This is a genomic window from Ciceribacter lividus (assembly GCF_003337715.1).
GTDB classification, from domain to species: domain Bacteria; phylum Pseudomonadota; class Alphaproteobacteria; order Rhizobiales; family Rhizobiaceae; genus Allorhizobium; species Allorhizobium lividum.
This window is the reverse complement of record NZ_QPIX01000002.1, coordinates 1-15552: the sequence shown is the minus strand read 5'-3', so window position 1 is coordinate 15552 and position 15552 is coordinate 1. Positions and strand designations below refer to the sequence as shown.

10 protein-coding genes and 1 pseudogene are annotated in these 15552 nt (G+C 62.7%); 6 read left to right on the top strand and 5 right to left on the bottom strand.

Features of this window, described 5'->3' with window-relative positions:
• Positions 1 to 18: 18 nt before the first annotated feature.
• Positions 19 to 882, bottom strand: a complete 864-nt coding sequence (locus DFR48_RS03930; RefSeq protein ID WP_114361864.1) for a DUF4344 domain-containing metallopeptidase — start codon at positions 880 to 882, stop codon at positions 19 to 21.
• 241 nt (positions 883 to 1123) lie between these two features.
• Here DFR48_RS03930 and DFR48_RS03925 point away from each other — a divergent pair, with 241 nt between their 5' ends.
• The 5 genes from DFR48_RS03925 (at position 1124) to nadE (ending at position 10165) form a co-directional block, all read left to right on the top strand.
• A complete protein-coding gene (locus DFR48_RS03925) occupies positions 1124 to 3460 on the top strand; it encodes a PAS domain-containing sensor histidine kinase (protein WP_114361863.1) in 2337 nt (778 codons plus the stop codon).
• 366 nt (positions 3461 to 3826) lie between these two features.
• Positions 3827 to 5533 carry an AAA family ATPase gene (locus DFR48_RS03920; RefSeq protein WP_114361862.1) on the top strand — a complete coding sequence of 569 codons (1707 nt, stop codon included), beginning with the start codon at positions 3827 to 3829 and terminating at the stop codon, positions 5531 to 5533.
• A 354-nt stretch (positions 5534 to 5887) separates the two neighbouring features.
• Positions 5888 to 6478: a DUF922 domain-containing Zn-dependent protease gene (locus DFR48_RS22165; protein ID WP_245415521.1), complete on the top strand. Its 591-nt coding sequence runs from the start codon at positions 5888 to 5890 to the stop codon at positions 6476 to 6478.
• Between the two features lie 144 nt (positions 6479 to 6622).
• Positions 6623 to 9061 carry a Lon protease family protein gene (locus DFR48_RS03910; RefSeq protein ID WP_114361860.1) on the top strand — a complete coding sequence of 813 codons (2439 nt, stop codon included), beginning with the start codon at positions 6623 to 6625 and terminating at the stop codon, positions 9059 to 9061.
• A 144-nt stretch (positions 9062 to 9205) separates the two neighbouring features.
• Positions 9206 to 10165 (top strand): NAD(+) synthase, encoded by a 960-nt coding sequence (gene nadE, locus DFR48_RS03905; RefSeq protein WP_114361859.1) that lies wholly within the window; start codon positions 9206 to 9208, stop codon positions 10163 to 10165.
• Positions 10166 to 10202: 37 nt separating this feature from the next.
• Here nadE and DFR48_RS03900 read toward each other — a convergent pair whose 3' ends face one another.
• From DFR48_RS03900 to DFR48_RS03885, 4 genes are all read right to left on the bottom strand, one after another.
• Positions 10203 to 10535 carry a DUF167 domain-containing protein gene (locus DFR48_RS03900; protein ID WP_114361858.1) on the bottom strand — a complete coding sequence of 111 codons (333 nt, stop codon included), beginning with the start codon at positions 10533 to 10535 and terminating at the stop codon, positions 10203 to 10205.
• A gap of 103 nt (positions 10536 to 10638) precedes the next feature.
• Entirely contained in the window at positions 10639 to 11610 is a 972-nt protein-coding gene (locus tag DFR48_RS03895) for a helix-turn-helix transcriptional regulator (RefSeq protein ID WP_170141793.1), read from the bottom strand.
• Between the two features lie 420 nt (positions 11611 to 12030).
• Positions 12031 to 13002 carry a helix-turn-helix transcriptional regulator gene (locus DFR48_RS03890; RefSeq protein WP_114361856.1) on the bottom strand — a complete coding sequence of 324 codons (972 nt, stop codon included), beginning with the start codon at positions 13000 to 13002 and terminating at the stop codon, positions 12031 to 12033.
• A gap of 178 nt (positions 13003 to 13180) precedes the next feature.
• The gene (locus DFR48_RS03885; protein WP_170141792.1) at positions 13181 to 13993 is read right to left on the bottom strand and encodes a Yip1 family protein; all 813 of its coding nucleotides are present in this window, start codon (positions 13991 to 13993) and stop codon (positions 13181 to 13183) included.
• 236 nt (positions 13994 to 14229) lie between these two features.
• Here DFR48_RS03885 and DFR48_RS03880 point away from each other — a divergent pair.
• Positions 14230 to 15552: pseudogene (locus DFR48_RS03880) on the top strand (hypothetical protein); the annotation flags it as partial.

The window sequence follows — 15552 nt, the reverse complement described above, 5'->3', positions numbered from 1 at the left end:
CGCCGCGGCCGCGTCTTTCTACTCTTCGTCGGGATTGTCGATATACCACTGCGCGTCGAGATCGGCGCTGTTCAGCATATCTTCATAGCAGAGCGTCATCTCGCGCGCCTCGCCATCCCAGAAGGCGTTGGCCTCGCCGCATTCGCTCGCCGTCAGCTTGATGCCGTCCTTCAGCTTGTAGCTGCCGGAAAAGACCTCGGCCACCATCTCCATCAGTCCGGCATTGCGGATCATCTCGCGGAAGTAGGCGAGCTTCGGATCCTTCGTCTCGTCATAGGTAATCGTGAACTTCGTCTGGTCGCCCTTGCCGGCCTCGTGCGGCTTCAGCACGGCGCCCCAGCTCGCCGCCAGCGTCTGGTATTCGCCCGGACATTCCTCGGCGCGATAGTCGGGAAACTCCACCGAGTCGGCGAATTCCTTGAAGCGCTTCTCGTTCTTGCCGAGCATCCAGCAGATCGTCGCATAGGCACGCTGCTCGTCGAGCCCGTGGGAATCCCAGGACGGCATGTCCTCGGGCTTGGCGTCGGGATCGGCCGAGAGGAACCAGATATTTGCCCAGTCCTCCACCGCGACGTTCAGGTCCTCGTCGTCGGCCTCGAGAAGCAGCAGCATGGCGAGCCCGTCGACGGCGTCCTCCTCACGTCCGAGCACCGGCAGCGAAAGCTCCGACACCAGCATGTGGCCGGCCTCGTGGAAGACCGTACCGATCGCGACGTTGAGGGCGAACTGGTCGGCCTCCTCCCGCTGCTCGTCGGTGAGTTCGCCGTAGAGTTCCGGCGGGGTCGCCTCGACGGCGATGGCCGGCGCGGCGAGCAGCAGCGCCGAAAGAAGTGCGCAGGAACAGGCCACGGAAAGACGGTACAACGGTGAAGATGATGCCATTTCGAAAAGCCCCCGAACCCCGCCGCCAGTCGGCGGCCGGCATCCGTGCTACGGCAGCGGGCGACCTCTTTTCAATCGGAATCAATCGTTTGGCGGGGTTGATCCAAAAAAAGCCGATTCCGATTAAGGGCTTAACATTTTGTTCACCATCACCGTCTGGACAAGGCGAATCGCCAGTGATTCATTGAGTCAGATTCGGGCGGGCGGCGCTTCGAATCATACGAGGGATCAAGGTGGGACGATGGCGGACGTGCGGCGGGTTTCCGCGGCCGATGGGCGGCTGCGACTCAAATTTTCGGGATTTGGGGGTCGTATCGACGGGCTCGGGCGGCGGCTGGCAATCGTCCTGACGGGCGACGGCAATTCGCGGCAGGCGGAAACGCTGCTCCGGCGGGCCATTCCGGTTCTCATCATCGCTTTCCTGGCGGTCGTCGCGACGGCGCGGCTCAACGGCATTCTCACCGAATATTCCCGCATGGAAACGGCCGTCCGGCAGGCGGTGACGCTTTCTGCGGCAACCGCTGCCGCAACGTTCGGGCCGGACGGCATCACTCTGGCCGCCTCCGACCGGTCCGCGGCCGAGGCGATCCTTGCGCGCTACCTGCCGCAGGACCGGCTGGCTTCCGGCTCCTTCCTGCTGCTGATCGACGGCGAAGGCCGTATCTTCGGCTCTTCGTCGGACGGGGCGCGCTATGTCGGCATGGACATGGCCGGCCTGCTGCCGCAGGCGAACAGCATTCGCTATGTCGCCGACCGCAGCGGCGCACTCGAAGCCTTCATCGACGGCATCCGCCACTACGTGGTGCTGGTTCCGGTCGGTGCGAAGGGTGCCTTCGTGCTTTCCGCGCAGTCGCTGCAGCCGCTCGAAGCCTACTGGCGCAGCGAAGTCTCGCTGAGCGTCACGCTCTTCTCCGGCATTTCGCTGATCCTGCTCGTCATCCTCTATGCCTATTTCCAGCAGGTCAAACGGGCGCGCGAAGCCGACGAGACCTTCCTCGAAACCAACCTGCGCGTGGAAGCGGCGCTGTCGCGCGGCCGCTGCGGCCTCTGGGATTTCGACCTCGAGAGCCGCAAGCTCTTCTGGTCGCGCTCGATGTACGAGATGCTCGGCCTGCCGCCGTCCGGCGCCGTGCTCGGCTTTGCCGATGCCGCCCGGCTGATGCATCCGGACGATGGAAACCTCTATGCGATCGCCCGCGCCGTCGCCAAGGGTGATCCCCGGCAGATCGACCAGGTTTTCCGCATGCGCCATTCGAGCGGCCACTACGTCTGGATGCGGGCGCGTGCCCAGGTCATCCGCTCCTCGACCGGCTGCATGCACGTCATCGGCATCGCCATGGACGTCACCGAGCAGCACCGGCTCGCCCAGCGCTATGCCGAGGCCGACCAGCGGCTCGCCGATGCCATCGAATGCACCTCGGAAGCCTTCGTGCTCTGGGACAAGAACGACCGTCTCGTGATGTGCAACGCGCATTTCCAGCAGGTCTACGGCCTGCCGGACAGCGTGCTCGTGCCCGGCACCGAACGCGCCGTCGTCCAGGCCGCGGCCTCCCGGCCGATCATCCAGCGGCGCGTCGCCGATCCCGACCAGACCGGCATGTCGCGCACCACCGAGGTGCAGCTCGCCGATGAGCGCTGGCTGCAGATCAACGAGCGGCGCACCCGCGACGGCGGCCTCGTCTCGGTCGGCACCGACATCACGCTCCTGAAGCGCCACCAGGAACGGCTGCGCGAGCAGGAGCGCCGGCTGATGGCGACCATCGGCGACCTCTCCTCCTCGCAGCGCAAGCTCGAGCGGCAGAAGGCCGAGCTTTCGGTCGCCAACGCCAACTACCAGGCCGAGAAGGACCGCGCCGAGGCGGCCAACAAGGCGAAATCGGAATTCCTCGCCAATATGAGCCACGAGCTCAGGACGCCGCTCAACGCCATCCTCGGCTTCTCCGAAATCCTGCTCACCGGCATGTTCGGACCGATCGGCTCGCCGAAATACTCCGAATACGCCAAGGACATCCACGAGAGCGGCAAGCACCTCCTCAACGTCATCAACGACATCCTCGACATGTCGAAGATCGAGGCGGGCCAGATGCGCATCCGCTGCGAGACCATCGATCTCGCCCCCCTCATCGAGGAGAGCCTCCGCCTCACCGCAATCCCCGCCCAGCAGCGCAACATCCATGTCGAGCAGCGCGTCTCGACCGGCCTCACGGTGGAAGCGGACCGCCGCGCCATGAAGCAGATCCTGCTCAACATCCTGTCGAACGCGGTGAAGTTCACCAATAACGGCGGCAAGATTGCGCTGCGCGCCCGCAAGATCGACGGCGCAGTGATGCTCACCATCGCCGATACCGGCATCGGCATCCCGAAGACGGCGCTTTCCAAGATCGGCCAGCCCTTCGAGCAGGTGCAGAGCCAGTATGCCAAGAGCAAGGGCGGCTCCGGCCTCGGGCTTGCGATCTCCCGCTCGCTCGTCTCGCTGCACGGCGGCCGGCTCGGCATCCGCTCCCGCGAGGGCTGCGGCACCGTCGTCTCGGTAAAAATCCCCGACTGCATCATCCGGCAGGCGACGCGGACGGCGTGACGATCACGGCGATCAGCACATCGGCGGCCCTCGCCGTCACGCCGTTGAAAACGCCGTGCGAGAACTCCGAAGTCTGGCAGCAATGCCGTTAAGCAATGCCGGCACGGAATTGGCGGCCTTGCACCGCCAATTCGGTCGTTCGCGAACATGGACTAAACTTCCGTAAGAAGCCAACTACCGCACTCCACACTAAAGTCCTGACTGGACGGGAAGCAGTTTTTCGCCGCGAACGCAAAGTGGCACGTCAACCGTCAAAAGCTGTCGTTGTATACAGAATAAATGATCGACCATATTACCAGCGATTGCATTTCCCGCCTGAACCATAGAGTGTCTCAGGCGAAATAGCCCTTACGGAAAGAGTGCGTGATGATCGACCAAATTTCTATTGAGAACTTCATGCGACTGGAGGATTGCCAAAACATTTCGTTGGGGCCGCTCACGCTTCTGGTAGGACAAAATGGTTCCGGAAAATCCTCGGTCCTTAAAGCGATCCATTGGGCCTCGAGATGCTCCTCGCTGGCACAAAACAAAAAGCTACCAGTAGAGCTTATGGACTTCGTGCCTTCCGTGGAATTTCGCTCGCTGGCGCACAAATCGACTCTACAAGGTCGAGAACGGGGCGGTAGTTCGACGAAGCCTGTAATCGTGAAATTCAGACGTGGTGTAGAAACAGGATCGATCAAGCTGAAATCACTCGGGAATGACGCGGGAGTAAATGTTGAGATCGAAGGTGATGTGGCAGCAGAGTTTGTGAAAGAAGAACCGCAAACAGCTTATATTCCTGGCTTGGCCGGACTGGCTGAGCACGAAACCATCCTTGCGGCACCGGTCTTTAGGCGAAAGGCTGCATCAGGCGACGGTGGATCGGTCTTGCGGCAAATGCTTCTCAACACGCATTCTGATGACTTGAACACAGGGGAGGACAGTGTTGAACTTACGAAACTGTCCGAACTCGTTGGTCAGGTCATTCCCGGCGTCCGATTCTGGGTGAAATTCGATCAACGTCGGGATGCGTACATACGAGCCTGGTTCTATACACCGGATATGAAATATGGAGATGGTGGCAGCAACTACACAACGATGCGGCGCCCACTCGAGATGGCAGGCACCGGACTGCTGCAAGTGACCCAAATCTTCGCTTATCTACTGACGTTTCGCCCTCGCCTGCTGTTGATAGATGAACCGGACGCGCACTTGCACCAATCGAGCCAAGAGAGGCTGGTTGCAGCATTAGAGGCAGCCCTGCAAGACTTTCCAGAAACACAAATCGTTGTGTCAACGCACTCGCCGCGGATCGTTCGCGTCGCGGGGCAGTGTACTAGAGTCGTATGGCTTGAGAATGGTGCCATAAGAGACCAAGGGACAGACGTCCGGGCGCGCATGGGGTGGGGAGCGCTCGACAAAGACATTATCTTGTTCTCCGAGGACGACAACACTGAATACCTTCAATCGATAATCGATCAATGGCCACATTTGGCTCACAGGACGGTGATTTGGCCTTGTTTTGGTGTGTCTAGTATCCCAGACGGTGAACGGTTGGCAAAACTGCGGGATCGGCATGGCATAAAGGTCATGGTTCATCGAGACCGCGATTTCATGAGCGATGACGACCTAACAGCTTGGAAGGCCAATCGTGGGTATACAAAGAATGACGTACCGGTTTGGTTCAGCCCTGGCTCAGATATTGAAAGTTGTTTCCAATCGCCCGACCATATCGCTCGGGCCATGGATGTTGACCAAGCAGTTGCAGAAAAGGGCATCGAATATGCGCTTAACGAGCTTGACCAGGGGACGGTCAGCGCAAGCTTTAATGAAGCCTATAATAAAGCAGTTGGATCTCTGCCTGGCAAAGCTGACGCCATCAAACGCTGGAACGATCTTGGCCAATTCTGTCAGGCAACTGTAAAGGGAAAGTCTTTTAAAGACGCCTTGCGTAAAGGACTTCAGAGTGCTTTACCAGAAGCAGGTCAGGCCCGAAAGCTCCGCAATATGTCGAAAATCTATGAAGGATGCAGCGAAACTTCAATCTGCGATGATCTTCGTGGACATCTTCAAGGACTTCTTGATGGGTAATAGCGCGAGGCGTTCTATTTTAAGAAACAGATGAAGGTCGCCCATTCAACTTTACGACGATCAAGCCGCTCAAATGCTGACCGACCAACAAATGGCTGTCTCTACGGGCCGGACCGCAGCATTGGGTCCGCGACCGGACGTCCGCTTTGGGCCGTAACTGACGCCGCGCCTGTCGACGCAAAACGTCCGCTTTCCCGACTTCTTTGTAACAAGCCGACAGTCCCCTCCCACCCCCATTCCGACCATTCGTCGAACTGCAAAAAGACTGGCGTAAGCGTCCCTTGGTGGGCATTTGCTATAATTCCGGACAACGCTAACCTCCCCGAAATCCGAAACAGCAAGGCAAGGCTCCGCGTGCGCTCCATCTTCCCGGCCATCATCGCCCTCCTCCTCTCCGCCGGGATCGCCAGCGCCGAAGGGCAGGTGATCGAGAAGGTCGAGACCTATTCGGTCAGCGGCCGCACCGGTCCGGAGCTCTACGCCTCGATCGGCGCGCGCGGGCCACTGCTCGCCGGCAAGGTGCGTTCGATCGCCCATACCAGCTTCCGGCTCACCTGGCAGCGCGACTACCAGCAGCGCGGCACCGCCTGCGTGCTCGCCTCGGCGAAACCGAAGCTCGTCATCACCACCGTGCTGCCGAAGGCGGTCGAGCCGCTCGACGAGCCGGTCCGCGGCAACTGGCAGCGCTTCGTCGAAGGGGTGACGGCGCACGAGAAGGTGCACGGCACCTTCATCCGGGAGCTGGTGAAGGAGATCGAGAAGGCCACCATCGGCCTTTCGGTCGAGAACGATCCCGGCTGCCGCAAGATTCGCGAGAAGATGCAGCCGATCCTCGGCGAAATCTCGCAGACTGAGCGCAGCAGGAGCCGCGATTTCGACCGGGTCGAGATGAACGAAGGCGGCGCGGTGCACCAGCTCGTCCTGCAGCTCGTCAACGGCGGATGACCGGGGGCCGATCGGCCCTGGCCAAGCTGTCTTTTTGCGACAGGTCCAAAACAGCTTTGCATTTCTCCCGGATAACCGCCTAATATCAATACGAAGTCCTGTCGTGGGTGCTGTTCCGGCACCCTTCCCGGAGCATGTCCGCTCATGACCGCCACGACCCTTGCCGCCGACCAGTTGCGCGCTGCCTGCGACCCGGCATCGCTGCCGTTCGAGACCACCGCAGCACTCGAACCGCTCGACGCGCTGATCGGGCAGGACCGCGCCGTCGAGGCGATCCGTCTCGCCGCGCAGATGGAGCACCACCGCTTCAACCTCTACGTCCACGGGCCGGAGGGCAGCGGCAGGCACTCCACCGTGCTGAAGATCCTCGCCGAGGAGGCGGCCGGCCGGCCGGTGCCGTCCGACTGGGTCTACGTCCAGAATTTCGACAATCCAGATCGCCCGCTCGCCATCGAGCTGCCCCGCGGCGAAGGCCCGCGGCTGCGCGCGGCGATGACCTCCCTGGTCGAGGATCTCGCCACCCAGATCCCCTCGCTCCTCGTCTCGGAGGAATACCAGAACCGCCGCATGGCGCTGGAACAGGAGTTCGGCGCGCGCCACGAGACCGCCTTCGAGGAATTGCGCAAGGCCGCCGAGAGCCGCAACGTCGCGATCCTGCGCACGCCGATGGGCTTTTCACTGGCCGCCATGCATGGCGGCGAAATCCAGAAGGCCGAAGTGCTGGCCCGCCTGCCCGAGGAAGAGCGCAAGAAGCTGCAGGAGGATGTCGCCGCCACGGAACAGGAACTCGAGGACTTCCTGATGTCGCTGCCCGAGCTCGAGCGGGAGCAGCGCAGCGCGATCAGCCGTCTCAACGAAGACATGGCGAAGGTGGCCGTCGATGCCGCACTCACGCTGGCGATGCGCGGCTTCGAGACCATTCCGGCGCTCGCCGCGCATTTCAAGGCGCTGAGGGCCGATCTGATCGCCCATGCCGATCTCTTCCTGTCGCTGGAGCGCGGCAAGGCCAACGACCCCTTCCCCGCCGAGCTTGCGGCCCTTCGCGAGGATCCCCGCTTTCACCGCTACGCGGTCAACGTCATGGTCGCGCAGGCCGCCGACGTCACCGGCGCGCCGGTGGTGGTGGAAACGCTGCCGACACTCGCCAATCTCACCGGGCAGATCGACTACATCCCGATGCAGGGCGCCCTCGTCACCGATTTCACGCAGATCAAGCCGGGGGCGCTGCACCGGGCGAACGGCGGATTTCTGATGCTCGACGCGCGGCGCGTGCTCACCGAGCCCTTCGCCTGGGACGCGCTCAAGCGCTGCCTGGAAACGAAGGCGGTGCACGTCATCACCGCGGCGGAGCGGCTCGGCCTGATCGCCACGACGACGCTGGAGCCGGAGCCCATTCCGCTCAAGGTGCGTGTCGTCCTGGTCGGCGACCGCCTGCTCCACCTGATCCTCTCGGAATTCGACCCGGATTTCGGGCAGTATTTCCGCGTCGCCGCCGAGTTCGGCGAGGACATGAACCGCAGCGCCGATTCGGTCGGGCTGTTCGCGCGCCTCGTCGCCACCGTCGTGGCGCGCGAGCGCCTGCGGCCAGTCTCCCGCGACGGCGTGGCGAGCCTCGTCGATGCCGCGACACGGGCCGCCGAGGACCAGCAGAAGCTGTCGCTTCGCATGGGCGAGATCTGGGACATTCTCCTCGAAGCCGACCACAGGGCCGGAAAGGCCGGTTCAGCCGCCGTCACCGCCGAGCATGTCAGGGCGGTAATCGAGGCTACCGAGCGCCGCCGCGGCCTGACGCGGGATCGGCTGCGGGAAGCGACGGTGCGCGGCATCATCCAGATCTCTACGCAGGGCAGCGTGATCGGCCAGGTGAACGGGCTCACCGTCAGCGAACTCGGCGAGGAGCGCTTCGGTGCGCCGGTGCGCATCACCGCCCGTGTGCGCATGGGCACGGGCCGCGTCGTCGACATCGAGCGCGAGGTGCGGCTCGGCGGACCGATCCATTCCAAGGCCGTCCTCATCCTTTCGAGCTTCCTTGCCACCCGCTACGTGCCGGATACGCCGTTGTCGCTCTGGGCGAGCCTCGTCTTCGAGCAGAGCTATGGCGGCGTCGAGGGCGACAGCGCCTCGCTCGCCGAACTCTGTGCGCTGCTGTCGGCGCTGGCCGACGTGCCGCTCTCGCAATCCTTCGCGGTCACCGGTTCGGTAAACCAGATGGGCGAGGTGCAGGCGGTCGGCGGCATCAACGAGAAGATCGAAGGCTTCTTCGATCTCTGCCGGGAGGTCGGCCTCACCGGGCGGCAGGGGGTGATCATCCCGCAATCGAACGTCACCCACCTGATGCTGCGCACCGACGTCGTCGAGGCGGTGGCGGCCGGGCGCTTCCATGTCCACGCCGTCGCCAATGTCGATGACGCGATCGAGCATCTGACCGGCCTGCCCGCCGGCAAGCGGATGCTGAACGGCGAATTCGAGGACGGCTCGGTCAACGCCAATATCGAGGTGCGGCTGCTCGACTTCGCCGACGCCCGTGCGTCGATGCTGCAGTTGCGCCTGCCGGAGCAGACGGAAAACCAGGACGAAGGCTGAGCCGCTTCATGCCCCCGTCGCGGACACGGTTTCCGCGACTTTCGGACGGCGCTTGAGAGAGCTCCCGGCAGTTGTTACGATCGGCGATGCCGGAAACGTCGCGACGGCGTCATGTCGGCGTGTCTCATAGTGCGGAGGCCAGACATGTACTCGCTTGCCATCGACACCGACCGGACCATCGAGGCGATCGCCACATACCTTCAGGAGATCGTCCGGCGCGACCATTCGCGCGGCGTGATCCTCGGACTGAGCGGCGGACTGGATTCCTGCGTGCTCGCCGCGCTTGCGGTGCGCGCCCTCGGCCCGCAGGCGGTCAGCGTGATCTATATCGGCGATCGCGACAGCGATCCAAGCATTGCAGATCGCGCGAGAGAGGTGGCGCGGCTGCTCGGCCTGACCCTCGAGACCGTCGACATCAGCGATGAGATGGCCAAGCGCGGCGTCTATGCGCCGCTGTTCGTCAGGCTGCTCAGGCTCTCCCCTGTCGTCGCTGAGATCAGCTCGACCGCCTACAGGCTCGTCCACGGCGAACCTCCGTTCGTCTCCGCGCTCCGGGTCGGCGGCGGGGAAACGCTGACGCCGTGGTACAAGCGGCTCATGTTCAATCTGACCATGCGGCATGTCGACGAAGGCTTCTCGCAGCGCCACATCCGCCGCCGCGCCATCGCCGAGCGGCTCGCGCGGGAACGGAACCTGTCCCTCATCGGCGCGGCAAACCTCTCCGAATGCGAAACCGGCTGGTTCGTCAAGGGCGGCATCGACGATCTGCCGGTGCAGCCGCTCTCCGGCCTCTACAAGACGCAGGTACGCCAGCTCGCCGAGGCTCTCGACCTTCCCGAGGCCGTGCGCACCCAGTTGCCCTCGCCCGACATGGCGAGAGGCGTAACCGACGAATTCGGGATCGGTCACCTCTACCGCGACATCGACATCGTCTTCGACGGCCACGACCGCGGACTGCCGGAAAGCGAGATCGCCAAGACGGGAGTGCCGCCAAACGAAGTGCGCGCAATCCTCGAACTGCGCCGGCTCTCCGCGTGGAAGAGAACCTCGCCGCATGAGGCCCCGCCAGTCAGCGGCAAGTTCGGCTCGCCGATCCGGCGCTGAAACGGCGTGCGACGACCTGAGCCTTCGGCGATCGGCCCTACCGAAAGACGCCCGGCAACTTCGCCGGCGCCTTGATCCTGAGCTGCTTGTTGACGTTGAAGCGCCCGAAGACGACCGTGATCGCATGCGGCGCAACGCCGAATTCGCCCGCGAGGAAACGCACCATATGGTCCGTCGCCCGCCCGAACCGCGGCGCCTCCGTCACCGAAACCTGCAATTGCCGCCCCTTGGGCTTGCCGATCGCATCGCGACTGGCGGCCGGCTTGCCGAGAATGTTGACGACCAGCACGTCGTCCTCCCACCAGAAGAACGAGTCTCGTCCTTCGGTGTCCTCCTCCGTCGCCTGCTTCTTTGCGCGCTGCCGCTTCATCCTGCCTTCCGTCTCCCCGGCACCCCTGCACCGTCCCGCCTGCATAGGCCGACGCGAGCCGGTTGCGCAAGGAGGGCATCCGGCGAAGTCATAGATCGGCATCCTAGTGAAGTTTGGAATTGAAGAGATCGACCAACTCCTCGCGCTTCCTGATCTCCAGCCGTTCGTGGATCTGATTGACATGTTTGGTGACCGTCGAAGGCGAAATGCCGAGCGCGCGGCCAATGTCCTTGTATTGTTTGCCGCGAGCAAGCATCTCCGCCACCGCGAGCTGACGGGGGCTCAGGCGCTCCAGAACGTTTTCGCGCTTGGCTCGAACGAGGAACAGGTCGCGACAGGGGGAGGCCTCGAACGTCAGGCCGTTGAGCGACCATCGCACGGTGCTCACCCCGTCCATCGGCGTGCAGGGTGGCTCCAGGCGAGGCCCGCGCCAGTCCGGGCACACCGCCGTCACGAGCGCGTTGAATATGGGGGTTGTTTCGTACAGTACGCCCCGCGCGTCGCAAAATGCGAGCGCCTCGCCCTGCCGCGCCTCCGTGCCCAACAACGAGGCGAAGAGATTGATCCGCATGGCCTCGACCATGTGCGGGACGAGTATTTCCTTTGCCCGACGGTCAGACTCCGAAAAGGGCCTGTCGTGATCGGACCGGAAGAAGGAAATCGCGGTCGGAATGTGGGTAATTGACGAAACGTGGCACGTACAGAGAGCCTGTTCCAATCCAAAATGCCGGCAGTGATTCAAGTACATCGGAATGGTGGTGAACTCGTCATACGGCATGACTTCATCCATGATCATGGTGCGGCCCGGATTCGCAATGGCCGCTTGCGCGAGAAGGTCGTTTTCGACGCCGATCTCACGCGTGTAGTTCTCGATCACGTCCCAGCCGAGGTGAAACAGGTGTACGCTGTTGAATGCTTCGCTGAATACGTTCTGGGCATTGGCCCACAGGCCGGAGTCGAAGGCGATGACGCTCTGAACCGTCGTCATCGCCCAGTCTTTGAAGTCGTGAACGGGAATATCTCGGCAATTCTGATAGATTTTCAGAATGACTTCATTCAACTGCGGACCGAGCACGCGGACACTCCGTTGCATTCCATGATGTGCATGCTTCTTTCTGGCGGCTGTGAGACAGCAGGCGAGACAAAGACATGAGTTCGCGGGCAAAGGCTGCAAATCGCATCAACGCGCCGCGATATCCTCACCTCATATAGTGACGGGAGGGGCTCCCGTCTGCAATGCCCCAAAAATACTCGATCGGTGATGCTCGTCGTCGCGTGATGCCTTATCGTGCCATGGGCTCTTCGGTCTGCAATCTATTCATCTCTTCGAGAGCCTGCGCATAGGCCGCTGAATCGCCGGGCAGCTGCGCTTCTTTGCGCGCTGCCGCTTCATCCTGCCTTCGGTCTCCCGGCGCCCGGGCGCCGTCCCGCCTGCATGGGCCGGCGCCAGCCGGTTGCGCAAGGAGGGCATCCGGCGAAATCATAGATCGGCATCCTAGTGAAGTTTGGAATTGAAGAGTTCGACCAACTCCTCGCGCTTCCTGATCTCCAGCCGTTCGTGGATCTGGTTGACGTGGTTGGTGACAGTCGAGGGTGAAATGCCGAGCGCGCGGCCAATGTCCTTGTATTGCTTGCCACGAGCAAGCATCTCCGCCACCGCGAGCTGGCGGGGGCTCAGACGAGCCAGCACGTTTTCGCGCTTGGCTCGAACGAGGAACAGGTCGCGACAGGGGGAGGCCTCGAACGTCAGGTCGCCCGTGGACCACCGGGTTGTGTTCACACCGTCGAGCGGCAAGGAGGGCCAGTCCAGCCGCGGCCCGCGCCAGTCCGGGCGAACAGCCGCCACAAGTGCCGTGAATGCGGACGTCGTTTCGTAGAGTACGCCCTGCGCGTCGCAGAATGCGAGCGCCTCGCCCTGCCGCCCCTCCGCGCCCAGCAGCGAGGCAAACAGATTGATCCGCATGGCTTCGATCATGTGGGGAACGAGAATTTCCTTCGCCTGTCGATCCTCCTCCGAAAAGGGTCTGTTCCGATCGGCACGGTAGAAAGAGATGGCGGTGGGGATCTGGCTGACCGACGAGATATGACAGGTGCAAAGCGCGTGCTCCACCCCGAAGTGCCGGCCGTGCTTTAAATACATCGGAATGGTGATGAACTCGTCATACGGTACGACTTCATGCAAGATCATGGTGCGGCCCGGATTCGCGATGGCCGCTTGGGCCAGCTTGTCATCCGCGATTCCGATTTCGCGGGCGTAGTTCTCGATCATCTCCCAGGGCTGACGGAACAGATACACGCTGTTGAATGCTTCGCTGACGACGTTCTGGGCGGTCGCCCAGAGGCCCGAATCGAAGTCGACGACGTTCCGCACCGTTGTCATCGCCCAATCCTTGAAGTCGTGCACCGGAAGGCCTCGGCAACTCTGATAGATCTTCAGTATGATTTCGTTCAACTGCGGGCCGGGCACACGGATACTCCCTTGCAGTCAGTGTTGTGCATGTTCTGCAATCGATTAAGAAATCGGAATCCCAAAGCTGGTCTGGGCAATAGCTTGGCGCGCGCACAGCCAAGACTGCACACATCGTTCGCCAGGCCGTCGTACTTGCCCGACCGCGTACCTGTCTGGGAAACCAGGGCCGACAGCCTTACTTCCCCGTCGGCTGCTCTCGTTGCAGTTCGTTCATCTCTTTGAGCACTTGTTCAAAGGCGGCAGAATCGCCGGCCTGCTGCGCTTCTTCGAGCTTGCGGCCCAGCGCCTCCACCTTCGCACTCCAGGCTTCCATCTTTCCCATGTCAAAAGTGACAGCGCCGTTCGGCGTGTTGATTGTCACTTCGCCTGTCGGCGATTCCATGTCTGCCGCGCCGTCCACTGAGCCGATGCCTGCCGGTCCCGTGTAAGCGACGACGCCCACGGCCATATTGACGATCACACCCAGGACGATCCCGCAGACAACCAGAACGGCTGTGTAGGGCAGCGCTTTTTGCCTGGGCACCAGCATCAGCGACGGAACACCCAGGAAAAGCAGGTACACAGAATAGAACGACGCCGCGAGCATCATCATCCAGAGTGCCGGCACGAGGGCGAAGACGCCGCCCATCATGGCGGCAGTACTGCTGTAGGCCACAAGCTTGAGCGCATTCGCGGAATTCTTTTGTCCGCCGAAGCCGGGAGCCAGAGCATTGCCTGTCAAGGACACGATAAAGATCATGACGAGCGACATCGTGTAGCTCATGACCATCTGCAGCAGCCCGGTCGCAAGAGGCACCCGTATCGAAAGTCCGAAGGTGCCGACCCCGAAAATGGATGCCCCGAGGAATCCGGCCACTGCCGGAACAGCGGCGAGTGGCATGACGTACCGGGTGTAGAGCGCCACCGTACCGGTTTCTTCGGCAGCGATGACCGGCCAGACCAGCCTGGGCGTCAGCATGATGCCCTTTATGCGAACGACGAGACTCATGGAGTTCCTCTCAATTGGATTTCTATGAGGGGATTTACCTCCAGAGAGCGCCACGACGGTATAGGTGAAGTGACCCATAGCCATCGGAAGAGCAATCGGCCAAGAGTTCCCCAATACTAGGTGTAGCAGGCTGGCGCACCGTGAAGTGTCCGCCGGGAACGGACACCTGAACTGTCGGTTTCCAAATGGAATCCGGCGTCAATTCTTTGGGAATTCTTGAACTGGAGACGTACGACGTGAGCCGCAAGACTAAACTCGCGATGAACAGCAGCACCTGCCTGCGGCCCCTTCTTGCCCGCCCCGAGGCGGCGGCCATGTGGCTCGCCCTGACGGCGGTGCCGATGCTGGCACTGCCGCAGGCGGCACGGGCGCAGGATACGGGCATCACCGATCTCGGAGGCCTCGGCGGCTGGTCGGCGGCGAATGGCGTGTCAGGCGACGGTAGTGTCGTGGTCGGCGTTGCCTACGACAGCACATCGGACGAGGATCACGCCTTCCGCTGGACCGCGGCGGGCGGCATGCAGGACATGGGCGGTCTCAACGGCGGCGGCTGGGCGTGGGCCAATGGCGTATCCAGCGACGGCTCGGTGGTGGTCGGCACCGCGACCGACGGGGTTTCCGGGCAGGACCGCGCCTTCCGCTGGACGGAAGCCGGCGGCATGGAGAGTCTGGGAACGCTCGGCCACGGCATCAGTTCTTCGGCGACCGCCGTATCCTTCGACGGTGCGGTGGTGGTTGGCCATTCGAACGATGTCGAGGAAGGCGGGTATGACTACGCCTTCCGCTGGACGGTGGCGGATGGCATGGTGAGCCTCGGCACGCTCAACGGCGGCCAGGCTTCAGTGGCCTATGGCGTCTCCGCCGACGGCTCGGTGGTGGTCGGCAGTGCGGCCGACGGTGCATTCGGCAATGACGAGCGCGCCTTCCGCTGGACCGAGACCGGCGGCATGGTGAGCCTCGGCACGCTCAACGGCAGCGGCTATTCGCAAGCGACTGGCGTATCCTTCGACGGTACGGTGGTGGTCGGCGGCAGCGCCGACGGTGCATCGGGCAATTTCGGGCGCGCCTTCCGCTGGACCGAGACCGGCGGCATGGTGAGCCTCGGCACGATCAACGGCGGCAACTATTCGTGGGCGAACGGTGTATCCGCCGACGGCGCGGTGGTGGTCGGCGAGGCGACCGATGGCGCGTCGGGCAACGCTGTGCATGCGTTCCGCTGGACCAAGGCCGGCGGGATGCAGAGCGTCGAGGACTGGCTCATCGGCTCCGGCATCGACGTCGCGGCCGACCTGCAGACAAAGGTCGCCAACGGCACCAACACCGACGGCAGCGTCGTGGTGGGGCAACTTCAGAATGATCATGCCTTCATCGCGCGCGTCGCGAAGGAAGGCGGTGGACTTGTGACGCTCGAAGACCTGCAGGCGAGCCTCGCAGCCACCGCCGGCGGCGGCGCGATGATCCTGCGGTCCAGCGATCTGCTGATCACCGGCGCCCACAGCCGTCCCCTGTCGCGGCGCGTCGAAGGCGGCAAGAACACCTTCTGGATGACCGGCGACTGG

What these genes read in the sequence shown, in the direction of transcription:
- DFR48_RS03930 (WP_114361864.1), bottom strand. Translation starts at nt 882, where the DNA reads ATGGCATCATCTTCACCGTTGTACCGTCTTTCCGTGGCCTGTTCCTGC.
- DFR48_RS03925 (WP_114361863.1), top strand. Translation starts at nt 1,124, where the DNA reads ATGGCGGACGTGCGGCGGGTTTCCGCGGCCGATGGGCGGCTGCGACTC.
- DFR48_RS03920 (WP_114361862.1), top strand. Translation starts at nt 3,827, where the DNA reads ATGATCGACCAAATTTCTATTGAGAACTTCATGCGACTGGAGGATTGC.
- DFR48_RS03910 (WP_114361860.1), top strand. Translation starts at nt 6,623, where the DNA reads ATGACCGCCACGACCCTTGCCGCCGACCAGTTGCGCGCTGCCTGCGAC.
- nadE (WP_114361859.1), top strand. Translation starts at nt 9,206, where the DNA reads ATGTACTCGCTTGCCATCGACACCGACCGGACCATCGAGGCGATCGCC.
- DFR48_RS03900 (WP_114361858.1), bottom strand. Translation starts at nt 10,535, where the DNA reads ATGAAGCGGCAGCGCGCAAAGAAGCAGGCGACGGAGGAGGACACCGAA.
- DFR48_RS03885 (WP_170141792.1), bottom strand. Translation starts at nt 13,993, where the DNA reads ATGAGTCTCGTCGTTCGCATAAAGGGCATCATGCTGACGCCCAGGCTG.